At 72.9% G+C, this 26,798-nt stretch carries 23 protein-coding genes; 15 read left to right on the top strand and 8 right to left on the bottom strand.

Features of this window, described 5'->3' with window-relative positions:
- Window positions 1–143: 143 nt before the first annotated feature.
- Window positions 144–899 carry a TIGR03089 family protein gene (locus tag ACIHCX_RS22500; RefSeq protein WP_400032123.1) on the bottom strand — a complete coding sequence of 252 codons (756 nt, stop codon included), beginning with the start codon at window positions 897–899 and terminating at the stop codon, window positions 144–146.
- 149 nt (window positions 900–1,048) lie between these two features.
- Here ACIHCX_RS22500 and ACIHCX_RS22495 point away from each other — a divergent pair, with 149 nt between their 5' ends.
- Both ACIHCX_RS22495 and ACIHCX_RS22490 read left to right on the top strand, forming a co-directional pair.
- Window positions 1,049–2,362 (top strand): peptidoglycan recognition protein, encoded by a 1,314-nt coding sequence (locus ACIHCX_RS22495; RefSeq protein WP_400032121.1) that lies wholly within the window; start codon window positions 1,049–1,051, stop codon window positions 2,360–2,362.
- A 69-nt stretch (window positions 2,363–2,431) separates the two neighbouring features.
- Window positions 2,432–3,514 (top strand): sugar phosphate nucleotidyltransferase, encoded by a 1,083-nt coding sequence (locus ACIHCX_RS22490; protein WP_400032119.1) that lies wholly within the window; start codon window positions 2,432–2,434, stop codon window positions 3,512–3,514.
- A gap of 165 nt (window positions 3,515–3,679) precedes the next feature.
- Here the strand turns inward: ACIHCX_RS22490 and ACIHCX_RS22485 are convergent, their stop codons facing one another.
- From ACIHCX_RS22485 to ACIHCX_RS22470, 4 genes are all read right to left on the bottom strand, one after another.
- A complete protein-coding gene (locus tag ACIHCX_RS22485; protein WP_400032117.1) occupies window positions 3,680–4,681 on the bottom strand; it encodes a DNA-3-methyladenine glycosylase family protein in 1,002 nt (333 codons plus the stop codon).
- Between the two features lie 46 nt (window positions 4,682–4,727).
- Complete coding sequence (locus ACIHCX_RS22480; protein ID WP_400032115.1) at window positions 4,728–6,074, bottom strand: coenzyme F420-0:L-glutamate ligase; 1,347 nt, start codon at window positions 6,072–6,074, stop codon at window positions 4,728–4,730.
- A gap of 2 nt (window positions 6,075–6,076) precedes the next feature.
- The gene (gene cofD / locus ACIHCX_RS22475; protein ID WP_400032113.1) at window positions 6,077–7,054 is read right to left on the bottom strand and encodes a 2-phospho-L-lactate transferase; all 978 of its coding nucleotides are present in this window, start codon (window positions 7,052–7,054) and stop codon (window positions 6,077–6,079) included.
- Window positions 7,055–7,165: 111 nt separating this feature from the next.
- A complete protein-coding gene (locus tag ACIHCX_RS22470; RefSeq protein WP_400032110.1) occupies window positions 7,166–7,705 on the bottom strand; it encodes a cysteine dioxygenase in 540 nt (179 codons plus the stop codon).
- Window positions 7,706–8,364: 659 nt separating this feature from the next.
- Between ACIHCX_RS22470 and ACIHCX_RS22465 the strand changes: the two genes are divergently transcribed.
- The 3 genes from ACIHCX_RS22465 (at window position 8,365) to ACIHCX_RS22455 (ending at window position 14,322) form a co-directional block, all read left to right on the top strand.
- Entirely contained in the window at window positions 8,365–8,628 is a 264-nt protein-coding gene (locus tag ACIHCX_RS22465) for a WhiB family transcriptional regulator (protein ID WP_003975777.1), read from the top strand.
- 316 nt (window positions 8,629–8,944) lie between these two features.
- Window positions 8,945–12,793: a glycosyltransferase gene (locus ACIHCX_RS22460; RefSeq protein ID WP_400032108.1), complete on the top strand. Its 3,849-nt coding sequence runs from the start codon at window positions 8,945–8,947 to the stop codon at window positions 12,791–12,793.
- On the top strand, window positions 12,790–14,322 hold the full coding sequence (locus tag ACIHCX_RS22455; protein ID WP_400032106.1) for a DUF5719 family protein: 1,533 nt from the start codon (window positions 12,790–12,792) through the stop codon (window positions 14,320–14,322). The genes ACIHCX_RS22460 and ACIHCX_RS22455 overlap by 4 nt, the downstream gene beginning before the upstream one ends.
- A 61-nt stretch (window positions 14,323–14,383) precedes the next feature.
- Here ACIHCX_RS22455 and ACIHCX_RS22450 read toward each other — a convergent pair whose 3' ends face one another.
- Entirely contained in the window at window positions 14,384–14,833 is a 450-nt protein-coding gene (locus ACIHCX_RS22450; protein WP_400032729.1) for a metallopeptidase family protein, read from the bottom strand.
- A 308-nt stretch (window positions 14,834–15,141) separates the two neighbouring features.
- On the opposite strand from ACIHCX_RS22450, the gene ACIHCX_RS22445 reads away from it, so the two are divergent.
- The 6 genes from ACIHCX_RS22445 to ACIHCX_RS22420 all read left to right on the top strand — a co-directional run bounded on the left by ACIHCX_RS22445 (window position 15,142) and on the right by ACIHCX_RS22420 (window position 20,982).
- Entirely contained in the window at window positions 15,142–15,564 is a 423-nt protein-coding gene (locus ACIHCX_RS22445) for a DUF3499 domain-containing protein (RefSeq protein WP_358734799.1), read from the top strand.
- Window positions 15,565–15,675: 111 nt separating this feature from the next.
- Window positions 15,676–17,040: a phosphomannomutase/phosphoglucomutase gene (locus ACIHCX_RS22440; protein ID WP_400032103.1), complete on the top strand. Its 1,365-nt coding sequence runs from the start codon at window positions 15,676–15,678 to the stop codon at window positions 17,038–17,040.
- A gap of 140 nt (window positions 17,041–17,180) precedes the next feature.
- The gene (locus ACIHCX_RS22435; protein ID WP_100570979.1) at window positions 17,181–17,351 is read left to right on the top strand and encodes a Trm112 family protein; all 171 of its coding nucleotides are present in this window, start codon (window positions 17,181–17,183) and stop codon (window positions 17,349–17,351) included.
- A 102-nt stretch (window positions 17,352–17,453) separates the two neighbouring features.
- Entirely contained in the window at window positions 17,454–18,581 is a 1,128-nt protein-coding gene (locus ACIHCX_RS22430) for an SIS domain-containing protein (RefSeq protein WP_400032101.1), read from the top strand.
- Between the two features lie 131 nt (window positions 18,582–18,712).
- A complete protein-coding gene (gene manA, locus ACIHCX_RS22425) occupies window positions 18,713–19,864 on the top strand; it encodes a mannose-6-phosphate isomerase, class I (RefSeq protein WP_400032099.1) in 1,152 nt (383 codons plus the stop codon).
- Between the two features lie 137 nt (window positions 19,865–20,001).
- Window positions 20,002–20,982 carry a cation diffusion facilitator family transporter gene (locus ACIHCX_RS22420; protein WP_400032097.1) on the top strand — a complete coding sequence of 327 codons (981 nt, stop codon included), beginning with the start codon at window positions 20,002–20,004 and terminating at the stop codon, window positions 20,980–20,982.
- A gap of 58 nt (window positions 20,983–21,040) precedes the next feature.
- Here the strand turns inward: ACIHCX_RS22420 and lepB are convergent, their stop codons facing one another.
- Window positions 21,041–21,715 (bottom strand): signal peptidase I, encoded by a 675-nt coding sequence (gene lepB / locus ACIHCX_RS22415; protein ID WP_400032095.1) that lies wholly within the window; start codon window positions 21,713–21,715, stop codon window positions 21,041–21,043.
- A gap of 283 nt (window positions 21,716–21,998) precedes the next feature.
- On the opposite strand from lepB, the gene ahcY reads away from it, so the two are divergent.
- A complete protein-coding gene (ahcY, locus tag ACIHCX_RS22410) occupies window positions 21,999–23,456 on the top strand; it encodes an adenosylhomocysteinase (RefSeq protein WP_400032093.1) in 1,458 nt (485 codons plus the stop codon).
- Window positions 23,457–23,632: 176 nt separating this feature from the next.
- On the top strand, window positions 23,633–24,250 hold the full coding sequence (locus ACIHCX_RS22405; protein ID WP_400032091.1) for a hypothetical protein: 618 nt from the start codon (window positions 23,633–23,635) through the stop codon (window positions 24,248–24,250).
- Window positions 24,251–24,266: 16 nt separating this feature from the next.
- Here ACIHCX_RS22405 and ACIHCX_RS22400 read toward each other — a convergent pair whose 3' ends face one another.
- The gene (locus tag ACIHCX_RS22400; protein WP_400032089.1) at window positions 24,267–25,301 is read right to left on the bottom strand and encodes an RDD family protein; all 1,035 of its coding nucleotides are present in this window, start codon (window positions 25,299–25,301) and stop codon (window positions 24,267–24,269) included.
- A gap of 131 nt (window positions 25,302–25,432) precedes the next feature.
- On the opposite strand from ACIHCX_RS22400, the gene ACIHCX_RS22395 reads away from it, so the two are divergent.
- Window positions 25,433–26,440 carry a stage II sporulation protein M gene (locus ACIHCX_RS22395; protein WP_400032087.1) on the top strand — a complete coding sequence of 336 codons (1,008 nt, stop codon included), beginning with the start codon at window positions 25,433–25,435 and terminating at the stop codon, window positions 26,438–26,440.
- Window positions 26,441–26,539: 99 nt separating this feature from the next.
- On the top strand, window positions 26,540–26,798 hold a 259-nt coding region (locus ACIHCX_RS22390; RefSeq protein WP_400032085.1), incomplete at its 3' end, for a hypothetical protein.

Raw genomic sequence — 26,798 nt, 5'->3', positions numbered from 1 at the left:
GTGCGGCTGCGCAGGCGAATCCCTTTCCGGTCCGGAATCGGAATCGCAGCGGCCGAATTCGCGCCGTTCGCCCCCAATCCCGCATTCAGTGGGATTCGGGGCGAACGTGGTGTGCGGAGAGCCGGGGGCGGAGCCCGGTCGTGTCATCTGGCCGTGGCCGTGACCCGTTCGGAATCGATGCGCTTGGCCAGGGCGTCCTCGGGGAGGCGGTCGAGGTTGCGGCACAGGACGACCGAGGCGCCGGCGGTGAGCGGCGCGTACAGGCCCGCGCTGAGGCCCTCCCAGGTGTCGTACGGCAGCGCCGACAGCAGGCGGGAGCCCGGTCCGGTCAGGTTCAGCTCCGGGGCGTCGCCGCGGGCCCGCTCCACGACCTCGGCCGCCGTGTACTCGGCCCCGGCCACGATCAGCGCCGGCTCCTCCGGGTCCACCGGTGCGAAGGGTGCGAACACGTCGCCCTGCCCCGGCACCTCGACGGCGTAGTCCAGGAAGCCCTCCGGCGGCTGCGGGAACCGCCCGCCCAGCGGCCGCAGCGCCAGCGCCACCCGCTCACCGGAGCACGCGCGGGCCGCGTCCAGGGTGTCCGGTCCGCTGACCACGACGTCGGCCGCGCCCGCGGTCCCGTCGACGTCGGCCACCACGCCCACCGACGCGCACGCCAGCAGCCACACCGCCGTCTGCCAGTGCGCCGGCAGCATGAGCGCGACCCGGTCGCCGGGTCCGGCGCCGAGGTCCCCCTGGAGGAGGTTCGCGGTCTTGGCCACCCAATTGGAGAAGGTGGCCACGGACAATTCGACGCGTTCACCCGTGGCGTCGTCGTAGAAGGTCACCAGCGGGCGTCCGGGATCCGCGGCGAGCGCGGAACGCAGCAGGTCGGCAGGGGTGCGTTCGGTGGCGTTCACCCGGGCAAGCGTACGCGGCGCCGGTCCCGCCCACCGCGTGGCGGGCCACGGGCGGGTGAGCGGCGGGCACCGGTTCGGCGCAACCGCAGCCGACGGCCCGTCAAGTCCCCGATGGACAGGTTTGTCTGGCCGTGTCCAGGATCGGCGACATGCGTCGATACGGATTCCTCGTGTTCCCGACCGGTGTCGCGTGCACGGTCGCCCTCACCCTCGTGCCGGGCCTGACGGGCGGTTCGGCGGGCGCGGAGCCGGCGTCGGCCGCCGGGTCCGCGGCCGTCCCCGGCAGCACCCGGTCCCTGCCCCTCGCCCCGCTCACCCGCGACCCCGCCCCGGCCCGGGGCCCCGACCTGGCCCGGGACCCCGCCCGCGGCGCCGTCCTCGAACAGGGCCTGCGTCGCACGGACGTCCGCCACTTCTCACTGGCCGGCGTCGTCTGGGACGACCCGGAGACCGAGTTGCACGGCACCGTCCGGATCCGGACCCGCTCCGCCGCGACGGGCGTCTGGTCCGGCTGGCAGGACCTCGACACCCACAGCGCCGACCACGGCGCCGACCCCGGCACGGCCGAAGGCACCTCCGGGCGCGTGCACGGCGCCACCGCGCCGCTGTGGGTGGGCGACTGCGACGGCGTCGACGTCCGCGTCCGCGCCGATGTCGCCGGCCGTGGCCCGGCCGCCCGGCCGGTCCCGCTGCCCTCGGGCCTGCGCGTGGAACTCGTCGACCCCGGCGCACCACCCCTGGTGCGGGGCTTCGCGTCCGGCGCCACGGACATCCCCGCGCTCGACCGCGCGGACACCGAGCGCGAGTTGCTCGCCCGGCCAGGCGGCGAACCGTCGGAGCAGCGGCGCGCGCGGTCCCACGTCGGAGCGCGCCCGCGCATCGTCACGCGGCGCGGCTGGGGCGCGGACGAGTCCCTGCGCGAACGGGGCTTCGTCTACACCAAGAAGGTCAAGGTGGCGTTCGTGCACCACACCGCCTCCGGCAACAACTACAGCTGCGCGCAGGCCCCGGCGGTGATCCGCGGCATCTACCGCTACCACGTCAGGAGCATGGGCTGGCGCGACATCGGCTACAACTTCCTGATCGACAAGTGCGGGAACATCTACGAGGGCCGGGCCGGCGGTGTGACGAAGCCCGTTCTGGGCGCCCACACCAGGGGGTTCAACAGCGACAGCATGGGGATCGCCGTCCTCGGCACCTACGGCACGTCCAAGCCCTCCTCGGCCGCGGTGACGGCCCTCGCGCGGCTGACGGCGTGGAAACTCGGCCGCTACGGGATGAATCCGCGCGGAAAGACATATCTGACGTCCGCGGGTGGCAACCTCTACCAAAAAGGAAAGAGGGTACGCCTGAACGTGATCTCCGGCCACCGGGACGCCCTCCGCACCGACTGCCCGGGACGGCGGCTCTACGGCAAGCTCGGTACGGTCCGCTCGGCCGCGGCGCGCTACCAGGGCCGCTGAGGCCGAACGACGACGGACCTAGGACGGACCGAGGACGTGCCGAGGACGAACAGGAAGCGGAGACGACAGGTGACAGAAGCGATCCTCCTGGTCGGCGGCAAGGGCACCCGGCTGCGCCCCCTCACGGTGCACACGCCGAAGCCGATGGTGCGGGCGGCGGGGGTGCCGTTCCTCACCCACCAGCTGGCGCGGGCGAGAGCGGCGGGCGTCGAGCACGTCGTGCTCGCCACCTCCTATCTGGCCGAGGTCTTCGAGCCGTACTTCGGCGACGGCTCCTCGCTCGGGCTCCACCTGGAGTACGTGACGGAGGTGGAGCCCCTGGGCACGGGCGGCGCCCTCCGCAACGTCGCCTCGCGCCTGCACTCCGGCCCCGACGAGCCGGTCCTGATCTTCAACGGCGACATCCTGACCGGGCTGGACATCCGGGCGCTGGTGCGCACCCACGAGACGACGGGCGCGGACGTCTCCCTGCACCTGACGAGGGTGCCGGACCCCCGCGCCTACGGGCTGGTCCCGACCGACGGGACCGGCCGCGTCCTGGCCTTCCTGGAGAAGCCGCAGACCCCCGAGGAGATCGTCACCGACCAGATCAACGCGGGGGCGTACGTCTTCCGGCGCTCGGTCATCGACGCGATCCCGCAGGGCCGGCCGGTGTCGGTGGAGCGGGAGACGTTCCCCGAACTGCTCGCGGCGGGCGCCCACTTGCAGGGCATGGTCGACTCCACCTACTGGCTGGACCTGGGCACCCCGGCCGCCTTCGTACGCGGCTCCGCCGACCTGGTCCTCGGCCGCGCGCCCTCCCCGGCCGTACCCGGTCGCTGCGGCGACCGCCTGATCCTGCCCACGGCCGTCGTCGCCCCCGGCGCCAAGCTGACCGGCGGCACGGTGGTGGGCGAGGGCGCGTTCGTCGCCGAGGGCGCGCGGGTGTTCGGCAGCGCGATCCTGCCCGGTGCCGTCATCGAGCCCGGTGCCGTCGTCACCGACTCCCTCATCGGCACCGGTGCCCGCGTCGGCACCCGCTCCGTCCTCAACGGCACGGTCATCGGCGACGGCGCGGTGGTCGGCGCCGACAACGAGCTGAGGGACGGCGCGAGAGTGTGGTGCGACGCGAGGATCCCGGCCGGGTCCGTGAGGTTCTCCTCGGACCAGTAGCCGACCGAGGGAGGGGAGAAGGGGAGGGGGAGGGGAGCGGGACGCGTCGAACACGACACGGGCGTCTGCCCACGCGGGCCTGCGACGCGGACGTCTGCCGACGAGGGGACCGCGACGCGGCTGTCCGCTCAGGCGGGTGAGCCGCCCAGCCTACCCGCGCCCGGCTCACAGGCGCCCGATGTCACCCTTCGGCATGCGCGGCGCCCGCCGGGGCGGCACCCGCCCGCTCATCAGGATCAACCGGGCCGCCCGGTGCCGCTGTCCGGCGTACGGCTCCAGCAGGCGCAGCATCTCCGCGTCGTCCGCGTTCCGGTCCCCGGCCAGCGCCCACCCCACGATTCCCGGCAGATGCAGATCGCCGACCGTCACGGCGTCCGGCGCGCCATGACTGCGCTGCACGGTCTCCGCCGACGTCCACGGTCCGATGCCGGGCACCAGCTCCAACCGCTCCCGGGCCCGCGCCGGGGGCATCCGCGCCGCCTCCTCCAGCCGCGCGGCGACCCGCACCGCCCGCAGCACGGTCGACGCCCGCTTGTCGTCGACCCCGGCCCGGTGCCACTCCCACGACGGGATCAGCGCCCATGTCCGCGGCGCCGGCATGACGTACATATGTGCGGGGGCGGGTCCGGGCGCCGGCTCCCCGTACGTGCGCACCAGCGCGCGCCAGGCGGCGTACGCCTCGAGCGTCGTCACCTTCTGTTCCAGGACCGACGGGATCAGCGACTCCAGCACCAGCCCGGTCCGCGTCAGCCGCAACCCCGGCCGCCGGTGCCGGGTCAGCGCGAGCAGCCGGTGCCGCGGTACGAACGCGGACGGGTCGTCGGCGGCCCCGAGCAGTTCGGGCAACTGCTCCAACAGCCATGCGGCCCCCGGCCCCCAGGCCTCGCCGCGCACCTGCCCGTCGCGGGCGGACACGCGCAGCGTCCCGGGTCCGAGCGGTGTGCGGCCGGTGCGCCACACCGAACCGTCGGGCGTCGCCCGGAACGTCGGATCGCCCGGCCCCCGCCGCAGCGGTCCGAGCACGAGCCCCAGGTCCAGCGGCCCGTCCGGCGTCCAGGCGCGGACCCGTCCCGGCGCCGCGGCCTGCCGGGGCACGGCCGCGGGCACGCCGGCCCGCCCGCCGCGCACGGTCGGACGCGGGGGTCGCGGAGCGAAACGTCCTGCCACGAATAAGATCCAGGGTTGCCTTGAGGTGCCGTACGAGCCTATGCGCTCACAGGGACACGACGAACGCCTGCGCGTCGCGCTCCGGCCGCGGTCTCGGCTGCTCCGCCGGATGCCCGACGGCGACCGCCCCCATCGGATCCCAGTCCGCGGGCAGCCCCAGCACCTCGCGCACCACGTCCCGGCAGAACATCGTCGAGGACACCCACGCCGAGCCGAGCCGCTCCCCGGCCAGCGCGACCAGGAAGTTCTGCACCCCGGCCCCGGCGGCGACCACGAACATCTCCCGCTCGGCGCCGTCTCGCCGCTCGTCGCCGTACGCGTGCGAGCCGTCCATGACGAGGCACGGCACCACGAGGTACGGCGCGTTGCGCAGCACGTCCCCGCGCCGGATCCGCCGGGCGATCGACTCCTCGCTCTTTCCGTCCCGCCGCAGGTCCGCGATCCAGGCCTCGCGCATCGCGTCGAGCAGCCGGGTGCGCGACCGCGCGGACTCCAGGAGCACGAACCGCCATGGCGTGGTGTGGTGCGGCGCGGGCGCGGTCACCGCCGCGGCCACCGCCCGCCGTACCGCGCCGGGGTCGACGGGCTCGTCGGTGAAGGACCGCACGGTACGCCGCTGGGTCACCGCCTCCCGCACGGCCTCGGAGGTCCCCAGCCGGAACATGTCGTCGCGGGCGTCACGCACCATGGCCCGCGCTCCTTCCCCGTCCTCCCCGCCTTCCCCGTCGTCCTCGGCCACCACGTGCCGCAGCCCGCGGACGACGGCGACGGGCAGCCCGGCGGCCTTGCCCTTGACCAGGTCGCCCGCGGCGGCGAGTTCGTCGGCGGTGGCGACGACGGTGGCGCTCAGCGGGTTGCCGTGCGCGTCCGTGCCGCCGCGCAGGTCGTCCAGCACGCGTACGCCCGCGGCGCCGATGGCGACGTCGGTCAGTCCCGCGCGCCAGGGTCGCCCGAAAGTGTCGGTCACGAGCACGCCGACGCTTACGCCGAGGGCGTCGCGCAGCCCGTCCCGGATCGCGCGCGCGGACGCGTCCGGATCCTCCGGCAGCAACAGGACCGTGCCGGAAGGGGTGTTGGACGCGTCGACTCCGGCGGCCGCCATCACGTGCCCCTGCCGGTTCTGCACGATCCGCAGCGGTCCGCGCCGGGCCACGACCCGTACGGTCTCGGCGTCGATCGCTGCCTCCCGGTCGGCCGCCCGGACCAGCCGCCCCTCGGCCTTGGAGACGATCTTCGAGGTGACGAGCAGCACGTCCCCGTCGGCCAGAGCGGGCTCCGCGCCGGCGATCAGCTTGGCCAGATCGTCCCCCTGCGCGACCTCGGGCAGCCCGGGCACCGCCCAGACCCGGAACTCCGGCGCGGCGGCCGGCGACTCCTCCGTCGTGCCGCTCATGCTCAGCGCACCTCCTCGGCCAGCGCGAGCGCCTCGCCCGCCATCCGGGCGGTGGCGTCGCCGTCGGTCATCATCAGTGGCACCGCCCTGCACCGGATGCCCGCGGCCTCGACCCGCTCGACCGAGGCCTCGTCGACGGTGTCGACGAGCCAGCCGTCCAGCAGCCCCGAGCCGTAGTGCTCGGCCACCGCCGCGGCCGTGGACTCCACGCCGACCGCGGCGAGGACCTTGTCGGCCATGCCGCGCACGGGCGCGTCCCCGACGATGGGGGACAGGCCGATCACCGGTACCCCGGCCTCGGCGATGGCCTCCCGGATACCGGGCACCGCGAGGATCGTGCCGATGGAGACGACGGGGTTGGAGGGCGGGAAGAGGATCATGTCGGCCTCGGCGATGGCCTCCAGCACGCCGGGCGCCGGCTTGGCCTGTTCCGCGCCGACCGGCACCACCGCCTCGGCCGGCACCGAGGCCCGCAGCCGCACCCAGTACTCCTGGAAGTGGACGGCCTTGCGCTCGCCGGAGCCCGGGGTGGCGCCGCTGTCGGGCAGAGTGACCGCGACATGCGTCTCCACCCGGTCGTCGGTCATGGGGATCAGCCGCACCCCCGGTTTCCACCGGTCGCACAGCGCCTCGGTCACCGCGCTGAGCGGATACCCGGCGCCGATCATCTGGGTGCGCACGATGTGCGTGGCGAAGTCGCGGTCGCCCAGGCCGAACCAGTCCGGTCCCACGCCGTACGCCGCGAGCTCCTCCTTGAGATGGAAGGTCTCCTCGGCCCGTCCCCAGCCCTGCTCCTCGTTGATGCCCTCGCCGAGCGTGTACATCACCGTGTCCAGGTCCGGGCAGATCTTCAGCCCGAAGAGGTGGATGTCGTCGCCGGTGTTGCCGATGACCGTGATGTCCGCGTCCGGCACGGCCCGCTTCAGACCGCGCAGGAACCGGGCACCGCCGATGCCGCCTGCCAGAACCACAATCCGCATGGAAACAGTGTGTCAGCCGCCGGGCCGACTCGTTGCGACCTGTGGACGAAGCACGAAGCACGAAGCACGAAGCACGAAGCACGAAGCACGGTGGCGCGTCTCCACCGCGGTTCAGGCGCCGGCCGCGCCCGCCGGGTCGGAGAGGACGCCCGCGCACCGGGCGGCGGTGCGGGCAGCCTCGGCGGAGGAACGGGGATGCATGGGCATCTCGGTCAGACCGGGGAAGTACACGTGCAGGCTGACCGCCGGCTCCAGCGTGTCGTTGACGACCTCGTGCGCGTACCCGGGTGCGAACACGTGCTGCGTGCCCACGCCCAACGTGCGCGTGGCCCGCGCGGTGCGCTCGGTCAGCTCGCCGTCCAGGACCGTGAGCACACCGGAGGAGGGGCCGTGGTCGTGCGGTCCGCTGCCCTGTCCGGGCACCCAGGACAGCAGCCACACCTCGTAGCCGGGCCCGGTGCGCAGCCGGTGGTACCAGCGGGTCGTCGCGTCGTAGCGGACGAGGTGCGCCCACTGGGCGCGGTCGGCGGCGATGGACCGGGCCAGGCCGACGAAATCGGCCACGGTGGAGGGATGTTCGCGGGGAGCCTGGAGCAGGTGCGGGACTTCGAGGATGTCGCCGGCGATCTTCAGGTCGCTGTCGCTGTTCATGACGGTGGGGTGGTTCCTCGGTGAAAGGAGGTCAGAGGGCACGGGTGCCGGAGCCAGGGGCCCGGACGACGGCTGGAGCGCGCGTGACGCGCGTGGGGCTCAACAGCCGCAACAGCGACAGCCGCAGCGAACGTGGGCAGCACCGAGGGACCCGGCGGTGCGGGTCGTGGTGAGTACCGAGTTCGCGAGCATGCCCTCTAGGACAGCGGCTCACACCCCCACTGTCAACTTGACGCCCGGAATGTGGGACACGGTTCACCTCATCCGGTTCATCTCACCGCTGAAAGGTTTGCTCGCGGGGGTACCAGGACACATGGCGTCCATGCCGGGCACGCAAGCCGCCGTTGCGATCCCGTGATCAGACCGTGATCCAGGTCGCTTCGGTGTATGTGTCGGAACGAGATCGAAGTCCAGGCCGTCCTTCTCCGTGCGGGCTCCGTGCGGGACGCGAGGCCGTCGGGGCCTCGACCGTGTGTCAGGGTTTATGCCGATTTGAACACTTTCCGCATGGGCTTGGTTCCGCAGAGTGAATAAGGGGCTCAATAGCAGATCTCGGCTTGACTCGCCCGGAGCAGCACACTTGTAATTTCACTCGTGTCGTTCAGCCGGACAGATAACGGCTGCATCACGGGGACGCGAAAGACAGACGAGGGGCGCACATGACCGAGCTGGTGCAGCAACTGCTGGTCGACGACGCGGACGAGGAACTCGGCTGGCAGGAGCGCGCGCTGTGCGCCCAGACCGACCCCGAGTCCTTCTTCCCCGAGAAGGGCGGCTCCACCCGCGAGGCCAAGAAGGTCTGCCTCGCCTGCGAGGTCCGCTCCGAGTGCCTTGAGTACGCCCTCGCCAACGACGAGCGCTTCGGCATCTGGGGCGGCCTGTCCGAACGGGAGCGCCGCCGCCTGAAGAAGGCGGCCGTCTGACCGCGACCCCCCTGGCCCGTGCCGCCCTCGACCCCGTCCGAGACGGCGTCGTGGGCGATGTCGTTCGGGCGCGGGCCGAAGTCCCCCTGAGCCTGCCACGACGACCCCCGGAGCACGGCTCTCGACGCCGAAGGCCGGGTAGACGGCGCGCAGATGGGGTCCGCGCGGTGGCCCGGCTGATGCGCGCCGGGTTGTCCACAGGCGGCGGACCGCCGTCGGGGCCAGCCGATAGTGTGGTGGCTCGTCCGACACGCCCCCCTGCCCCCTTTGGGCACGGGCGTCCACCACAGTCCACCGAACCGGGGCCCGTATCTCGATGTCCGTGCACAGCCATACGGCAGCCCACTACGACGGCGCTGCCCCAGCGCCCGATCCCGCGCGCGCGGCGGTGTCCGCCCAGGCCGGCACACCGGAGTACCCGCGCCACGTCGTGACCGCCGTGCTCGTCTCCCACGACGGCGCACGCTGGCTGCCCGACGCGCTCGCCGGCCTGCTCGGCCAGGAGCGCCCCGTCCAGTACGCCGTGGCCGCCGACACCGGCAGCGCGGACGAGTCCGCCCAGGTGGTCACCGACGCCCTCGGCGCCGACCGCGTACTGCACCTCGCCCGGCGCACCGGCTTCGGACAGGCCGTCGACGAGGCCGTCCACAGCGCCCCGGTCCTCACCCCGGACGACCTGCCGTACCTCAAACGCCCCAGCAGCTGGGACCCCGTCACGCGCACGTGGCGTGACGATGCCTACGACCTGCCCGAACTGCCCCACGGGGAGCCGGTGCAGTGGCTGTGGCTGCTGCACGACGACTGCGCCCCCGAGCCCGAGGCCCTGGCCCAGCTGCTGCGCGTCGTGGAGAACGAGTACGAACTCGGCCGCGACGACGTGGCCGTCGTCGGCCCCAAGCTGCGCGGCTGGTACGACCGCAGACAGCTCCTCGAAGTGGGCGTCAGCATCGCCAACTCCGGCCGCCGTTGGACCGGCCTCGACCGGCGCGAGCAGGACCAGGGCCAGCACGACCACGTACGGCCCGTGCTGTCGGTGTCCACCGCCGGAATGCTGATCCGGCGTGACATCTTCGAGGAGCTGGGCGGGTTCGACCGCCGGCTCCCCCTGATGCGTGACGACGTCGACCTGTGCTGGCGCGCCCACTCCGCCGGCCACCGCGTCCTGATCGCCCCCGAGGCCGTCGTACGGCACGCCGAGGCGGCCTCCCGCGAGCGCCGCACCGTCGACTGCGTCGGCCGCACCGCCGCCTCCCCGCACAAGGTCGACAAGGCCGGCGCCGTCTACACCCTGCTCGTCAACACCCGTACGGCAGCACTGCCCTGGGTGCTGCTGCGCCTGGTCCTGGGCACCCTGCTGCGGACCGTCGCCTACCTCGTGGGCAAGGTGCCGGGACAGGCCGTCGACGAGATCCGCGGCCTGATGGGCGTCCTGCTGCGCCCCGAGCGGATCATCGCGGGCCGCGGCAGACGCGGCAGGCCGCAGATCGACAAGGGCGAACTGCGGGCGCTGCTCCCGCCGCCGGGCGCCACCATCCGCGCCACGGTGGAACAGGTCGCCGGGAACCTGATGGGCGGCTCCGACGCCGAGGCGTCCTCGGCCGGCCGGCACGGCGGCGCGATCGAGTCCGGGCCCGGCGGCGACGACGCCGACTTCCTGGAGATCGAGCAGTTCGGCCGACTCAAGCGCATCGCCCGCAAGCCCGGTCCGGTGCTCTTCCTGGTGCTGCTGCTCGTCTCCCTGGCCGCCTGCCGCGGCCTGCTCGGCGGCGGCGCGCTCTCCGGAGGAGCCCTGCTGCCCGCGCCCGCGGACTCCGCCGAACTGTGGTCGCGCTACCTCGACTCCTGGCACCCGGTGGGCGCGGGCGGCACCCCGTCCGCGCCGCCGTACCTGGCGATGGTCGCGACGCTCGCCTCCCTGCTGCTCGGCTCGACCGGCCTCGCGGTCACCGTCCTGCTGGTCGGCTCGGTGCCGCTGGCCGGGTTCACGGCGTACTTCGCCTCCCGCCCGCTGGTCCCCTCCCGCCTGCTGCGCGCCTGGGCCGCCGTCGCCTACGCCTTCCTGCCCGCCACCACCGGCGCGCTGGCCGGCGGCCGCATCGGCACCGCCGTGCTGGCCGTGCTGCTGCCGCTGATCGCCCGCGCCGGCGTCGCGGCCGGCGGCCTTGCCAAAGCCCCCGGCAGCCGCGGCAGTTGGCGTGCCACCTGGGCGTTCGCCCTGCTGCTGACCGTCACCACCGCGTTCACTCCGATCGTGTGGCCCATCGCGTTCCTGCTCGGCCTCGCCGTGCTGGTCGTGCGCCGCGACGACATCGTGGCCCACGGGCTGCGTTTCCTGGCCCAGTTGGGCACCCCGCTGCTGGTCCTCGCGCCCTGGTCGCTGTCGCTGCTGCCGTTCGGCTTCTTCCACGAGGCCGGCCTGGAGTACGGCGCCTCCGCCGCCTCCGCGCTCGACCTGCTCGGCGCCGGCCCCGGCGGACCCGGCACGATGCACGGGCTGATGCTCATCGGCATCGTCCTGGCCGCGCTGGCCGCCCTGCTGCGCTCCGAGCGCCAGTTCGCGATCTGGACGGCCTGGGTGGTCGCCCTGGTGGCGCTCGTCTTCGCCGTGCTGTCCAACGGCTCCACCTGGGCCGGCCCGGCCACCCTCGTCTACGGCCTCGCCCTTCTCGCCGCCGCCGTGCTCGGCGCCGACGGGGCACGCGCGCGCGTGGCCGAGCAGAGCTTCGGCTGGCGCCAGCCAGTCGCCGCGCTGATCGCCTTCGCCTCGGCCGCCGGGCCCCTGCTCGTCGCCGCCGGCTGGATGATCCGCGGCGCCGACGGCCCGGTGGAGCGACGTGACCCCGTGCAGGTGCCCGCGTTCGTCGCCGAGGAGAGCGGTACCCGCGACCAGGCCCGCACCCTGGTCCTCGACAGCCCCTCGCCCGCCCACGTCGGCTACATGCTCGTACGCGGCTCCGGCGCCCGCATGGGCGACGCCGAACTCGCCGCGGTGAACGGCGGGAACAAGCAGCTGGACAAGGTCGTCGCCAACCTGGTCGCCGGCTCCGGCGCCGACCAGACCGGCCAGCTCGGCGGTTTCGCCGTGCGCTACGTCCTGGTCCACAAGGGTGCGCCCCGCGACATCAGCCGCGTCCTGGACGCCACACCCGGCCTGGCCCGGCTCAGCCAGCAGGACGGCAGCGCCCTGTGGCGGGTGAACCAGGAGGTCTCGCGCGCCGCCATCGTGTCCGCCGCGGACTCCGGTGCCACCCAGCCCGTCGCCGCCGGACCCGTCGAGATCCACACCACGATCCCGTCGGGGTCCGAGGGCCGCGTGCTGCGCCTGGCCGACTCCGCCGAGGCGGGCTGGACGGCCACCCTGGACGGCAGGCCGCTCACCCGCACCACCGTCGACGGCTGGGCCCAGGGCTTCCAGCTCCCCGCCTCCGGCGGCAGGCTGGACGTCACCTTCGAGGACCCGTTCAGCCACACGGCCTGGCTGTGGGCCCAGGGCGCCCTCGCCGTCGTCCTCGTCGTGCTCGCCCTGCCCGGCCGACGCCGCGACGTCGACGACGACCTGCCCGAGGAGGAGCTCGTGCCGGCCCAGGCCGTCGCCGGCGAGGGCCGCCGGGCCCGCAGGCTGCGGGCCCAGGCCGAGGCCGAGGCCGACGCGGCCGGACACGAGGGGTTCGCACCGGAGGAGCCCGGAGACGAGGGGTTCGCACCGGAGCCCGGACACCAGGGGTTCGTACCGGAGGAGTCCGTCCAGCAGAAGTTCGCGCCGGAACCGGGCACCGTGCCGCCCCCCGCCCCGGACGAGGCGCCCGCCGCCGTCCCGCACCAGCAGTCCTACGACGAGTGGGACACCAGCGCCTACGCGGGAGCCGCGAACGAGTACGGCGCCTACGGCGAGGGCCAGTTCCAGGGCGACGGCCAGTTCCAGGGCGAGGCCCAGTACCAGGACGACGGCCGGTTCCAGCAGTACCCGGCGGGCGGCTACGACCCGGCGTACCAGGCCGACCCCTACCAGGGCCGTCAGTACGACCAGTACGGCTACGGCGGCCGGCCCCCGGCGGCGCCCTACGACCAGACGACCTACCACCAGGGATACGAGGAGCCGTACGACCCGGCTCAGCACCACCCGCACGGCAACGGCAATGAGCGCCCCGACGGGAGCCAGCAGTGAACCGCACGACCCTGTCCCTGATCGCCGGCGTGACCGCGCTCGCCGCCGTCACCGGATTCGCCGCGCTGGACACGCCGGACGCCGCGGGCGCCGGCACCGCCACGGCGGCGGCGCAACTGCCCGTCGAGCGCACGACCCTGGTGTGCCCGAAGCCGAGCAGCTCCGAAATAGCCGACACCACGTACACGTCCTTCACCCCCGCGACCACGGGCACCGGCGGTTCGGGCAAGGCCCAGCTCCTGCCCGCCACCGAGCAGTCGGACACGGGCGACGGCACGGACAAGGCCAAGGACGGCTCCACGGACAAGACCAAGGACGGCGGAAAGAACAAGGCCGCCAAGTCCGTCCTGGACCCCAAGGAACCCGGCACTCCCGTCACCCGCGACACCTCGAGCAGTGACGCGCCCGCGCTGATCGGCACGGCCGAGGGCAAGTTCGCGCCCGGCTGGACGGTGCAGCAGACCACCGAGGTCGCCGCGGGCGCCGGCCGCGGAGTGCTGGGCGTGACCTGCCTCGCGCCGGACACCCAGTTCTGGTTCCCCGGTGCGAGCACGGCCGCCGCCCGGGCCGACTACATCCACCTGACCAATCCGGACGACTCCCCGGCCGTCGTCGACATCAGGCTCTACGGCACGGAAGGCGTCGTGAAGTCGGCCGCCGGCGAGGGCATCACCGTCCCGGCGCACTCCAGCGAGCCGATCCTGCTGTCCACGCTCACCGACTCCCCGCAGGAGGACCTCACGGTGAACGTGAGCGTGCGCAGCGGCCGGGTCGGGGCCGCGATCCAGGCCCTCGACGACCGTCTGGGCGGGGACTGGCTGGCGGCGTCCGCGGACCCGGCGGGCAGCCTCGTGCTTCCGGGCATCCCCAAGGACGCCACGGACGTGCGGCTCGTCGCCTTCACGTCCGCCGACTCCGACGCCGACCTGAAGGTGCGCCTCGCCTCCCCGTCCGGGCTGATCACGCCCGCCGGGCACGAGACGATCCACCTCAAGGGCGGGATGACGACCGCCGTCGACCTCGGCGAGGTCACGCGCGAGGAGGCGGGGTCGCTGGTGCTGACCCCGACCTCGCGGTCCGTGCCCGTGGTCGCGGCACTGCGGGTCCTCCGGGGCAAGGGCGACCGGCAGGAGACGGCGTTCATCCCGGCGACCGGCCCGGTCATGACCCGGGCGACCTCGCCCGACAACAGCGCCAAGGGCTCGACGCTGTCGCTGACGGCTCCCACGGCCACCGCACAGGTCAAGGTCACCGCGTCGGCGGGCAGCGGGGGCGGCACGGCCGTCTCGAAGACGTACACGATCAAGGAGGGCACGACCCAGGACATCGCCCCGTTGGTGCCGTCCGGTCTGAAGGGGACGTACGCACTCACGGTGGAGCGGATCTCCGGCGGCCCGGTCTACGGGGCGCGCACCCTTACGGCGTCGGGGGAGAGCAACCCCGGCTTCACGATCCAGACGCTGCCGGACGACCGGGGGATGGTGGCGGTGCCGCACACGGAGCAGGACCTGTCGGTGCTCCAGAAGTGAGCCGGGCGGTCCGAGGGCGCCCCGGCGGTGTGCTGGGGCGGTCCTCGCCGTGCCGGGCCGGTCAGTCCTCGCCGTACCGGGGGTCGACCGTCTCCGGGGTCAGTCCCAGCAGCTCGGCCACCTGCTCGACGACGATCTCGTGCACCAGGGCGGCCCGCTCGTCGCGGCCCTTGGTGCGGATCTCCACCGGCCGCCGGTAGACGACCACACGCGCGCGCCGCCCCTCACGCGAGGCGGCCGTGCCCCCGAGCGGCACCGCCTCGTCGTTCCAGGTCTGCCCGGGACCGTCCAGCCGCGGCACCTCCACCACGAAGAAGTCGATGTCGGCCAGTTGCGGCCAGCGCCGCTCCAGGCGGTCCACGGAGTCCTGCACCAGATCCGCGAACGCCTCGGCGCGGCTCGCGGCGAGCGGCACCTGCGGCGGGGCGATCGGTCCGCGCATGCCGCGGCCGTGGCGATCACGTCGTCGGGGCCCGGGGCCGGCGGCACGGGGCGGTACACGGTTGTCCATCACTGGTGAAGGGTAGTCCCCGGCGTCCCCGCGCGCCCGGTCCCGCGCGTCGTCCCGGACACGGCGCCACGGGCCGCGCCGGACGGTGTGCCACGGCCTGTGTCCAGGTGAGCATTTCAGCCAAGCTCGGGCTCGATTCCGTATCTCCTCGGAGCCGTCAATAACAAGGGGATTGACTGATTTTGTGCCTGGTCGTGACCGGATCCGGCGGGTTCGAAATCCCGACCGGAGGCGTCCATGCAGGTCAGCGAAGTGTGACAGAAGGTGCGTCCGGGGCGTTTCGTGCCGCGACACGGCTGAGTGACCTGATGGAGAGTCGTCGCGGCCCGCTCAAGAGTGCGGTACCGTCCAACGTCGTGAGCCTTGTACGTCGCTGTTCGCGCACCGCTTGCGGCCGTCCCGCCGTAGCGACGCTGACGTACGTCTACGCCGATTCGACCGCTGTTCTCGGCCCGCTCGCCACCTACGCCGAACCCCACTGCTACGACCTGTGCGCCGAGCACTCCGAGCGCCTCACCGCCCCCCGCGGCTGGGAGGTCGTCCGGCTCCTCGACGGCTCGGCTCCCGCGCGGCCCAGCGGTGACGATCTGGAAGCGCTTGCCAACGCCGTGCGCGAGGCGGCCAGGCCTCAGGAGCGGGCGGCCGAGGCCGGCGGCGGCGCGCGGAGCGCTGACCCGATGGAGGTCGCTCGCCGCGGCCACCTGCGCGTGCTCCGCTCGCCCGACAACTGACTCCGCCCGCCGCGAAACCCCTCCGTCACCCGCGCCCTCGCCCTCCGCTGCCTCGTGTTCGCGCGCCGGCGGTAGTTTGTGGTGACCCATGGGACCTCAGAAGGGCTGGCCGTGACTGCTGATCTGTCGCAGATCGTGAAGGCGTACGACGTACGCGGAGTGGTCCCGGACCAGTGGGACGAGTCGCTGGCCGAACTCCTCGGGGCGGCCTTCGCCCAGGTGACCGGCGCCGACGCCCTGGTGACCGGCCACGACATGCGGCCCTCCTCGCCCGGCCTCGCCCGGGCCTTCGCCCGCGGCGCGGTGCGGCACGGCGCCGACGTCACCGAGATCGGGCTGTGCTCCACGGACCAGCTGTACTACGCCTCCGGCGCCCTGGACCTGCCCGGCGCGATGTTCACGGCCTCGCACAACCCGGCCAGGTACAACGGCATCAAGATGTGCCGCGCGGGCGCGGCCCCCGTCGGCCAGGACTCCGGGCTCACGGAGATCCGCGAACTGGTCGAGCGATGGCTCGCCTCCGGCGCCCCGGAGCCGGCCGCCCGGCAGGGAACGGTCGGCCACCGCGACACGCTGCACGACTACGCGGCGTACCTGCGCTCCCTCGTCGACCTGGACTCCCTGCGCCCCCTCAAGGTCGTCGTCGACGCGGGCAACGGCATGGGCGGCCACACCGTCCCGACGGTCTTCGACGGCCTGCCCGTCGACCTCGTCCCGATGTACTTCGAACTGGACGGCACCTTCCCCAACCACGAGGCCAACCCGCTGGACCCGGCCAACCTGGTCGACCTGCAGCAGCGGGTCCGCGCGGAGGGCGCCGACCTCGGCATCGCCTTCGACGGCGACGCCGACCGCTGCTTCGTGGTCGACGAGCGCGGCGAGCCGGTCTCCCCGTCCGCGATCACCGCGTTGGTCGCCGCCCGCGAGCTGGCGAAGAACGGCGGCAAGGGCGTGATCATCCACAACCTCATCACCTCCTGGTCGGTCCCGGAGGTGGTGAAGGAGAACGGCGGCACACCCACCCGCACCCGCGTGGGCCACTCCTTCATCAAGGCCGAGATGGCGAGGACCGGCGCGATCTTCGGCGGCGAGCACTCCGCGCACTACTACTTCAAGGACTTCTGGAACGCCGACACCGGCATGCTGGCCGCCCTGCACGTCCTCGCGGCCCTGGGCGGCCAGGACGGCCCCCTGTCGGCCCTCGTCGCCCAGTACGACCGCTACGCCGGTTCCGGCGAGATCAACTCCACGGTCGACGACCAGGCGGCACGCCTCGCCGCCGTCAGGGCGACCTACGCCGGCCGGGCGGACGTCACCCTCGACGAACTCGACGGACTCACCGTCACCGCCGCCGACTGGTGGTTCAACGTCCGCCCGTCCAACACCGAACCGCTGCTGCGGCTGAACGCCGAGGCACGCGACGAGACGACGATGGCCAAGGTGCGGGACGAGGCCCTGGCGATCATCCGGGGCTGAGAAGCCTTCCACCCTCCACCATGGCGGCGGCGCGGCGTGCGGGCCCCGGCCCGACCCCGTCACGCCGCCTCCACCGGCGGTACGCTGACCAGGCACGTACGACCGCACCGACGCATACCCGCCCGCCGAAGGGAAACCCCATGCCGCTCGAAGCCGGCCTCCTGGAGATCCTCGCCTGCCCGGCCTGCCACGCCCCCCTCAAGGAGCAGGAAGCCGAGCTGGTCTGCACCGGGCAGGACTGCGGTCTGGCCTACCCCGTCCGCGACGGCATCCCCGTCCTGCTCGTCGACGAGGCCCGCCGCCCCGCGTGACGTGGGCTCCTCCGGAAGAGGCCCATCGCCTCGCCCGGACGGATTCCGCCGCCCGCACGAAGACGACCCGGCGCTCGGTGCCCGATCGGGAGGCTGCCGCCCATGCTCGACGAATCGCTGCTCGACGCCCCGGAGGGGCTCGCCGAGGCCGACCGCCGCGGACTGCTCCGCGGTGCCGCCGAGGCCGGCGCCCGCGTCCGGACCGCCGCCCGGCACGCCGCCGAGGCCGGCGTGCGGGGGCTCAGGCCCGACGGCCGCCCCCGCGCCGTCCTGATCGCGGGACCCGGCGCCGCCGCCACCCACGCCGCCGACCTGCTCGGCACGCTCGCCGGCGCCGGCAGCCCCGTGACCCGGCTGGCGCCCACGGGCGTGGCCTCGGCCGCCGGAGCCCTGCGCTGGGAGCTGCCCGGTTGGGCCGGCTCCGTCGACCTGCTGCTGATCGCCACCCCGGACGGCACCGAGCCGAGCCTGTCCCTGCTCGCCGAGCAGGCCTACCGGCGTGGCTGCACGGTCGTCGCCGTGGCCCCGGCCGGGACCCCGCTCGCCGAGACCCTCGAGGGCGCCCGCGGCCTGTTCATCCCCATGGCCACGGCCCCCTACGACCACGGTGAACCCCTCGCCGGATCCGCCCCGGGCGTTCTGTGGGCACTGCTCACCCCGCTGCTGGCCCTCCTGGACCGGGTGGGCTTGCTCAGTGCGCCCCCCGACGCCCTGGAGAAGGTCGCCGACCGGCTGGACCACATCGCCGAGCGCTGCGGACCCGCCATCGTCACCTACAGCAACCCGGCCAAGACCCTCGCCGCCGAACTCGCCGACGCACTGCCGGTCATCTGGACCGAGGGCGACTCCGCGGGCCCCGCGGGACGCCGGTTCGCCGCCGGACTCGCCGAACTGTCGGGCATCCCCGCGATCGTCGCCGAACTGCCCGAAGCCCTCGCCGCGCACAGCGCGCTGCTCGCCGGTCCGCTGGCCGCCAGCGCCGACCCGGACGACTTCTTCCGTGACCGCGTCGAGGAGCGGCCCGCCCTGCACGCGCGCGTGGTGCTGCTGCGGGACCGCCCGCTGGGCGGCTTGACCGCCGCCCCGGCCGCCCGGGACCTGGCCCTCAGCCACGACACGCCGATCAGCGAGCTGGAGCCGGACCCCGGCGACGAGATCGAGACCCTCGCGGAACTGATCGCCGTCACGGATTTCACCGCCGTTTACCTGGCGCTCGCCTCCGGCACCTGATCTGTCCTTGAGCGCAGACGACAACAGCTCAGAACAGCCAAGAACAGCCGAGGACAGCTCAGAACGGCTGAGCACAGCTGAGAACGCCGAGCACAGCCCAGAACCGCACAGAGATCCGCAGAGAGAAGCGCATGGACCGCCTCGACAACACCATCCGCCCCTACGCCTGGGGCTCCACCACCGCCATCCCGCACCTGCTGGGTGTCGAGCCGAGCGGCGAACCCCAGGCGGAGCTGTGGATGGGGGCCCACCCGGGCGCACCCTCCCGCACCCCGCGCGGCACCCTCGCCGAGGTCATCGAGGCCGGCCCGGAGGAGGAACTGGGCGCCAGGACGGTCGCGAAGTTCGGCCCGCGCCTGCCCTTCCTGCTCAAGATCCTCGCCGCCGGAGCCCCGCTCTCCCTCCAGGTCCACCCCGACCTGGAACAGGCCAAGGAGGGATACGCCGACGAGGAGCGCCGAGGCGTCCCCGTCGACGCCCCGCACCGCAACTACAAGGACGCCAACCACAAGCCAGAACTGGTCTGCGCACTCACCGAGTTCGACGGCCTGTGCGGGTTCCGCGCGCCGAACCGGGCCGCCGACCTGCTCGACGCCCTCGGCGTCGACTCCCTCAAGCCGTACATCGACGTGCTGCGCGCCCGCCCCGAGGAAGCCGCCCTGCGCGAGGTCCTTACCGCCCTGCTCACCGCCGACCGCGAGGAGATGGCCGGCACGGTCGCCGAGGCCGCGGCCGCCTGCGCCCGCCTCGGCGGCGACCACGCCCCCTACGCCGGCATCGCCCGCCACTACCCCGGCGATCCCGGCGTGCTGGCCGCGATGCTCCTCAACCACTTCCGCCTCAAGCCGGGCGAGGCGGTCTTCCTCGGTGCCGGCATCCCGCACGCCTACCTCGACGGCCTGGGCGTGGAGATCATGGCCAACTCCGACAACGTCCTGCGCTGCGGCCTGACCCCCAAGCACGTCGATGTCCCCGAACTCCTGCGCATCGTCCGCTTCGAGGCCCGCGACCCCGGCGTCCTGCGCCCGGAGGCCGACCCCGACGGCGAGGAGGTCTACGACACCCCTGTCGACGAGTTCCGCCTGTCCCGCTACGTCCTGACCGAGAGCGCCATCGCCCGCGACCTCACCCTCGACACCCCGCAGATCCTGCTCTGCACGGCCGGCTCCGTCCGGGCCGGCGACCAGGAACTCGCCCCGGGGCAGTCCGTGTTCGTCCCGGCCGGCGAAAAGACCGAAGTGTCCGGCACGGGCACCCTGTTCCGGTCCACGGTCGTCGTATGACCGCACGGGCGGCGGCCCGAGAGGCCGCCGCCCGGGTACCGCCGTCCGACCGGACTGCGACAATGCCCCATTGGCCGTTGGCCGACGACGGGTCAGGGCCGCAACCGAGCACGACGGCGAAGGGACGACACGAACAGATGAGCGCGTCAGGCGGTACCCGGGCGATCATGGCGGCACTCGGCGCCAACCTCGCCATTGCGGCAGCCAAGTTCGTGGCGTTCGCCTTCAGCGGCTCCTCGTCGATGCTCGCCGAGGGCGTGCACTCCCTCGCCGACTCCGGCAACCAGTTCCTGCTGCTGATCGGCGGCAAGCGGGCCCAGCGCGAGGCGACCCCGCAGCACCCCTTCGGCTACGGCCGCGAGCGGTACGTCTACGCCTTCCTCGTCTCCATCGTCCTGTTCTCCGTCGGCGGCATGTTCGCCATCTACGAGGGCATCGAGAAGATCAGCCACCCGCACGAACTGGAGCACTGGTACTGGCCGGTGGGCGTCCTCCTCTTCGCGATCGCCGCGGAGGGCTTCTCCTTCCGCACGGCCGTCAAGGAGGCCGACGCACTGCGCGGCAAGCTGTCCTGGCCCCAGTTCATCCGCCGCGCCAAGGCGCCCGAACTGCCGGTCGTGCTCCTGGAGGACTTCGGCGCGCTGATCGGTCTCGTCCTCGCCCTCGGCGGTGTGGGCCTCTCCCTGCTCACCGGCGACGGCGTCTGGGACGGCATCGGCACGGTCTGCATCGGCGCCCTGCTCGTGCTGATCGCCCTCGTCCTGGCCGCCGAGACCAAGTCCCTGCTGCTCGGCGAGGCCGCCGGCACCGACGTGGTCCGGCGGATCGAGACCGCCACGGTCGACGGGGACACCGTCACCGGTGTCATCCACATGCGCACGCTCCACCTCGGCCCCGAGGAACTGCTCGTCGCCGCCAAGATCGCCGTCCAGCACGACGACACGGCCGCCGAGGTCGCCGCCGCCATCGACGCCGCCGAGGCCCGCATCCGCGCCGCGGTCCCCATCGCCCGCGTCATCTATCTGGAACCGGACATCTACAGCGAGGTCGAGGCGGCCAGGGGCCCGGACCGCGAGGCCACCCCGGGCGGCCCGACACCGCACCCCACCGGACACTGAGTCCGGAAGCCGTGACGGCGCCCGCCGATCCTTCTGCCTCGGCGGGCGCCGTCCGCGTTCACGCCCGCACGGGCGCCGGCGGCACGGGCGGCACCGCCTTCCGCCGCCGTACGGCCAGCGCCGCGATCCCGAGCCCCAGCCCGACCAGGACCGAGACAACCCCCGCCAGCATCCCCACGACGATCAGGACGAGAGCGGAGTGACTTTGGGTGACCCGGCCTTGGACGGCCGAGACGGGCACCGTCCCGCCGTGGTCGGCGGCGAAGAACCGCGAGTCGTTCGCGTTCGCCCGATAGTCGCCCAGCAGGAACAGGCGCCCCTTCGGAACCGTCACGTCGTACGCCTTGTCCGCCCCGTCGGCGTCGCCGTCCTTCACGTACGGCTCCTGGAGCGGCTTGCCGTTCACGCTGACCTGCGCCCCGCTTCCCCCACCCGTGCAGCACACCACGTGATCGCCGCCCACTCCGATGACCCGGTTCATCACGTCGGCGGTGAAGCCGTAGCGGTCCGGCGCGGAGAACAGCACGACGTCACCGCGCCGCACCTGGGTGCCGTCGACCCGCTCGAAGAAGACCCGGTCCCCGCGCACGTACGTCGGAGACATGCTGGAGCCCTGTACGACGGATCCCCCGTACGCCGTCCTCGCGTACCCGAAGGAGCCGAAGCCCAGCACCAGCCCCACCACTCCCAGCACCAGCGCCGCGGCCCCGAGTCCTCGCCCTCTGCCAGACATCCGTCCCCTCCCCATGCGGCCCGTCCGCGGCGCTGAGGGTAGCGAAGTGTCCTGACACGGACTGGGGCCGACCCGCTCTCCGGTGTAGCTTGGGACCGAGCCAGACGTCGCTGCTGATGGCGGTCGGGCGGCCCGAGGACGGGCCGGCCGAGGGAGAGAGGGCCTCCGACGGACTGCGCTGCGCGCACGCGGGCATCCCTGTGTCCTCTTCGGGCACCGCTGTGTCCTCCGCCGCGCAGGTCAGCCGTACCCACCTCGCCCCAACCCCGAGGAGCAGCACCCCATGACGACTGTCGAGAACCGACAGGACTTCAAGGTCGCCGACCTGTCCCTGGCCGAGTTCGGCCGCAAGGAGATCTCCCTCGCCGAGCACGAGATGCCGGGCCTGATGGCCCTCCGCGCGGAGTACGCCGAGAAGCAGCCGCTCAAGGGCGCCCGCGTCACCGGCTCCCTGCACATGACCGTGCAGACCGCCGTCCTGATCGAGACCCTGACGGCCCTCGGCGCGCGGGTCCGCTGGGCGTCCTGCAACATCTTCTCCACCCAGGACCACGCGGCAGCCGCCATCGCCGTCGGCCCCGAGGGCACCCCCGACGACCCTCAGGGCGTCCCGGTCTTCGCCTGGAAGGGCGAGACCCTCGAGGAGTACTGGTGGTGCACCGAGCAGGCGCTGACCTGGCCGGACAGCCCCACCGGCGGCCCGAACATGATCCTGGACGACGGCGGTGACGCCACCCTGCTGGTCCACAACGGCGTCGAGTACGAGAAGGACGGCAAGGTCCCCTCGCCCGACACCGCCGAGTCCGACGAGCACCGCGTCATCCTCCAACTGCTGACCCGCACCCTGGGCGAGAACCCCCAGAAGTGGACCCGGCTGGCCTCCGAGATCCGCGGCGTCACCGAGGAGACCACCACCGGCGTGCACCGCCTGTACGAGATGCAGCGCGAGGGCACCCTCCTGTTCCCGGCGATCAACGTCAACGACGCCGTCACCAAGTCGAAGTTCGACAACAAGTACGGCTGCCGGCACTCCCTGGTCGACGGGATCAACCGCGCCACCGACGTCCTGATCGGCGGCAAGACCGCGGTCGTGTGCGGCTACGGCGACGTCGGCAAGGGGTGCGCGGAGTCCCTGCGCGGCCAGGGCGCCCGCGTGATCATCACCGAGATCGATCCGATCTGCGCCCTCCAGGCGGCGATGGACGGGTACCAGGTCACCACGCTGGACGACGTCGTCGAGACGGCCGACATCTTCGTCACCACCACCGGCAACAAGGACATCATCCTCGCCTCCGACATGGCGAAGATGAAGCACCAGGCCATCGTCGGCAACATCGGCCACTTCGACAACGAGATCGACATGGCCGGCCTCGCCAAGATCCCCGGCATCGTCAAGGACGAGGTCAAGCCGCAGGTCCACACCTGGACCTTCCCGGACGGCAAGAAGATCATCGTGCTGTCCGAGGGCCGCCTGCTGAACCTGGGCAACGCCACCGGTCACCCGTCGTTCGTGATGTCCAACTCCTTCGCGGACCAGACCCTGGCCCAGATCGAGCTGTTCACCAAGCCCGACGAGTACCCGACCGGCGTCTACGTGCTGCCCAAGCACCTCGACGAGAAGGTCGCCCGCCTCCACCTGGACGCCCTCGGCGTCAAGCTCACCAAGCTGCGCCCCGAGCAGGCCGCGTACATCGGTGTGGAGGTCGACGGCCCGTACAAGTCGGACCACTACCGCTACTGACCGCCACCGAGCCGCACCCCGCGTCTCAGCCAGGTCCCTGAGGCAGGCCCCCGCACCCCCGTGTCGGGGGCCTGCCCCTTTTCGACCGGACCGGCTCGACCGGACCGGCGGCCGTCACGCCCGCCTGCCCGCGGCGGCGAGGCGGCCGGACCACCCCGTCACACCCCAGGACCCCCATGCCCCGCGGCCGATATTCGCTCCACGATCCGCACGATCACACCCCCTTCGCCGAAGAGCACTTCCAGTGCGCCCCCGGCCCCTCCGGCTGGCGCTACGTATCCCAGGTGACCACCCCCTCGGGCGCTCATCACGGCTCCGTCGACCTGGCCCTCGACGATCTCGGCCGCCCCATCCGCCTCGAACTGCACGCGGGGAGCTGGCAGGTGCGCGGTGCCGCCCTCGACGGCGTCACCTGGGTCCGCACCGACCCCACCGGCAGCCATGCCACCGAAGGCACTGCGCGCGCCCACGCCTTCACCGGCACGTCCCCCGCGTTCCTCGTCGCCACCGCCCGTCTCCTGCGCCTCACCCCCTCCGCCGCCGCGACCCGCGTCCGCCTCGTCGCCCTCACGGATCCGGTCCTCGCCCCCCGCACCGTGGACCAGTCCTGGGCTCTGGTGGAAAGAGAAGCACACGCCACTGACAACGGCCCGCTGACCGTGGACGAATACCAGGTCACAGCCCTGGACACGGGCGAGCAGTACTCCGTGCACATCGCCGGGGACGTGGTTCTGGCGGCCCCCGGCATCGAGCTCGAGGACCTCCAATCGCCCCCGTCGGTCTTCGACACCTGACGCACCGGCAGGCGCGTCAGGCCGGAGGCGCGAACCCGGTGCCGGGACGCCCGGTCCGCGCACTGTCCCCGGAAGCCGCCTGACGTGGCGGGAGGTCTGCGGGCGGGGCGCCCTGGGACGAGGTGTCCTGAGGCGCGGCGGGTGAAGCAGCGGCGGACACGGGAGTCGACGAGTGCTGACCGACGCCATAAACAGACGGCTGCGGCACGCCGTACGCCGGCAGCTGCGGCGGCGGGAAGCCGGGAACACCGGGCCCGGCGACCGGGACGCCGCCCCCTCCGGCGGACGCGCCGGCCGCGAAGTCGCCGCCGAACGCACGCCGGGCCTCGCGTGCCTGCCGCTCCTGCAACACCGCCGCCAGATACATGGCCGCCGGAACCTCCGGCGGTGCCGGAGTCCCGGTGCGGGCGGCGAGATCGGCGGCGAGCCGTTCCGCCATGTTCCAGCCCACCTGCGGATCCAGGAGCTGCATCCGTGTCAGGTACTGCCGCACCGCCAGCCACAGTCCTTCGGGAACCGCCGACAGATCGAGCGCCGAGAAACGCCCCGCCAGCCAGGGCGGCGGCGGAGGCACGGCGGTCGCCCGCCCGTTCGGCACCCGCTCCCGCACGACCAGGGTGCCCGCGAACACGTCACCCAGCCGACGCCCCCGAGCCGACACCAGCGACGCGATACAGGCGACGACCCCGAACGTCATCAGAATCTCGACCACACCGATCGCCCCACGCACGAGCGCGTGCCGGAACCGGATCGGCCCGCCGTCGTCCCGGACCACCCGCAGCCCGCACGCCATCTTCCCCAGCGACCGCCCGTGGCTGAGCGTCTCCACGGCTATCGGCCCGCCGACCAGCACCAGCAGGAACGTCGCGATCGACACCGCGACCTGCGCGGCCTCGTCCAGGGAGGCCGTGGACGCCAGGAGGACCAAGGACACGGCGATGTAGACCACCACCGTCACGACGAGATCGAGGGTCACCGCCAGGGCCCTGCTGGGCAGCCTCGCCGGGCGCACCTCCAGCGCCACGGCCTCACCCGTCACCAGCTCACTCACGCCCGTCGTCCTTCCCCTGGCCTGCCCCGAGAACGGCCAGTCTGCCAAGCTGAGGGCGGCCGCGCCGCAAGAAGACAAGCTGATACAGCCGACGAGTTGTCGAACAACCAGCCGAGGAGCAGGCAGACACGATGGACCTGGACGTCTTCGTCTCCGCCCACCGAGCGAAATGGGACCGCCTCGACACCCTGCTCCGCCGTCGAGGCCGACTCAACGGCGCGGAGGCCGACGAACTCGTCGGCCTCTACCAGCGCACCGCCACCCACCTCTCCCTGATCCAGTCCAGCGCCCCCGACCCGCAGCTGACGGGCCGGCTCAGCCAGCTCGTGGCCGGGGCCCGCAGTGCCGTGACGGGGACCCGCCGCGCCTCGTGGCGGGACGTCACCGGCTTCCTGCTGGAGGGGTTCCCCGCGGCGGTCTACCGGGCCCGCCACTGGTGGGTCCCCACCGCGCTCCTGTCCACCGTCGTCGCCGTGCTCCTGGGCTGGTGGATCGGTACGCACCCCGAGGTACAGGCCGCGATCGCGGCCCCCAGCGAGCTACGGCAGCTCACCCGCCCCGGCGGTGAGTATGAGACCTACTACTCCAGCCACCCCGCGGCCGCCTTCGCCGCCCAGGTCTGGACGAACAACGCGCAGGCCGCCGCGATGTGCCTGGTCCTGGGCGTCTTCCTGGGACTACCGGTCCTGTGGATCCTCTTCCAGAACATGCTCAACCTCGGTGTGGGCATCGGCCTGATGTCCTCGGCCGGTCGGCTCGACACCTTCCTCGGTCTTGTCCTCCCGCACGGGCTGCTCGAACTGACGGCGGTCTTCGTCGCCGCGGGTACGGGGCTGCGCCTCGGCTGGACAGTGATCGATCCCGGCCCCCGCTCCCGCCGCACGGCTCTCGCCGAAGAAGGCAGAGCCGCGGTGGGCATGGCGATCGGGCTGGCCGTCGTCCTCCTCGTGTCAGGCGCCATCGAAGGCTTCGTCACGCCGTCGGGCCTGCCCACCTGGGCCCGCATAGGGATCGGTGTCGTCGCGGAGCTGGCCTTCCTGGCCTACGTCTACGTCCTCGGCGGTCGGGCGGCACGGGCCGGCGGCACAGGGGACGTAGCGCCGATCGAGCGAAGCGCGAGCGTGCCGACCGCCGCCTGATGTGCGTTCAGGCCCGCCGAGCTGCTACTGTCCTCTTCGCCGCACCGGAGCCGTTGACACGGGTCGGGTGGGGAGGTAGATTCAAACAGTTGCCCGGAGATGGACGCAGTCCACGAGGGTGGCAGTGAGTATCTATCTGCTTCTGTGCATATCGATAACATCGATCGTGAAGAAGCCTCTCCCGATGAATCGGAAAACGAGAGCCGGTCAGACCGGCTCAAAACTTCTGATAAAGTCGGAACCGCCGGAAAGGGAAACGCGAAAGCGGAAACCTGGAAAGCACCGAGGAAATCGGATCGGAAAGATCTGATAGAGTCGGAAACACCGAAGGGAAGCGCCCGGAGGAAAGCCCGAGAGG

Origin of the sequence: Streptomyces sp. NPDC052043, from assembly GCF_044548235.1 — a bacterium.
Classification (GTDB): Bacteria; Actinomycetota; Actinomycetes; order Streptomycetales; family Streptomycetaceae; genus Streptomyces.
The sequence above is the reverse complement of the archived record's forward strand: the minus strand, read 5'-3'. Positions and strand labels throughout refer to the sequence as shown.

Bases quoted from the DNA above. Each gene is read 5' to 3' on its own strand.
- ACIHCX_RS22420 (WP_400032097.1), top strand. From the start codon at position 20,002: ATGAGCGCGTCAGGCGGTACCCGGGCGATCATGGCGGCACTCGGCGCC.
- ahcY (WP_400032093.1), top strand. From the start codon at position 21,999: ATGACGACTGTCGAGAACCGACAGGACTTCAAGGTCGCCGACCTGTCC.
- lepB (WP_400032095.1), bottom strand. From the start codon at position 21,715: ATGTCTGGCAGAGGGCGAGGACTCGGGGCCGCGGCGCTGGTGCTGGGA.
- ACIHCX_RS22430 (WP_400032101.1), top strand. From the start codon at position 17,454: ATGCTCGACGAATCGCTGCTCGACGCCCCGGAGGGGCTCGCCGAGGCC.
- ACIHCX_RS22465 (WP_003975777.1), top strand. From the start codon at position 8,365: ATGACCGAGCTGGTGCAGCAACTGCTGGTCGACGACGCGGACGAGGAA.
- cofD (WP_400032113.1), bottom strand. From the start codon at position 7,054: ATGCGGATTGTGGTTCTGGCAGGCGGCATCGGCGGTGCCCGGTTCCTG.
- ACIHCX_RS22445 (WP_358734799.1), top strand. From the start codon at position 15,142: ATGGAGAGTCGTCGCGGCCCGCTCAAGAGTGCGGTACCGTCCAACGTC.
- manA (WP_400032099.1), top strand. From the start codon at position 18,713: ATGGACCGCCTCGACAACACCATCCGCCCCTACGCCTGGGGCTCCACC.
- ACIHCX_RS22495 (WP_400032121.1), top strand. From the start codon at position 1,049: ATGCGTCGATACGGATTCCTCGTGTTCCCGACCGGTGTCGCGTGCACG.
- ACIHCX_RS22480 (WP_400032115.1), bottom strand. From the start codon at position 6,074: ATGAGCGGCACGACGGAGGAGTCGCCGGCCGCCGCGCCGGAGTTCCGG.
- ACIHCX_RS22460 (WP_400032108.1), top strand. From the start codon at position 8,945: ATGTCCGTGCACAGCCATACGGCAGCCCACTACGACGGCGCTGCCCCA.
- ACIHCX_RS22395 (WP_400032087.1), top strand. From the start codon at position 25,433: ATGGACCTGGACGTCTTCGTCTCCGCCCACCGAGCGAAATGGGACCGC.
- ACIHCX_RS22435 (WP_100570979.1), top strand. From the start codon at position 17,181: ATGCCGCTCGAAGCCGGCCTCCTGGAGATCCTCGCCTGCCCGGCCTGC.
- ACIHCX_RS22450 (WP_400032729.1), bottom strand. From the start codon at position 14,833: ATGGACAACCGTGTACCGCCCCGTGCCGCCGGCCCCGGGCCCCGACGA.
- ACIHCX_RS22405 (WP_400032091.1), top strand. From the start codon at position 23,633: ATGCCCCGCGGCCGATATTCGCTCCACGATCCGCACGATCACACCCCC.
- ACIHCX_RS22470 (WP_400032110.1), bottom strand. From the start codon at position 7,705: ATGAACAGCGACAGCGACCTGAAGATCGCCGGCGACATCCTCGAAGTC.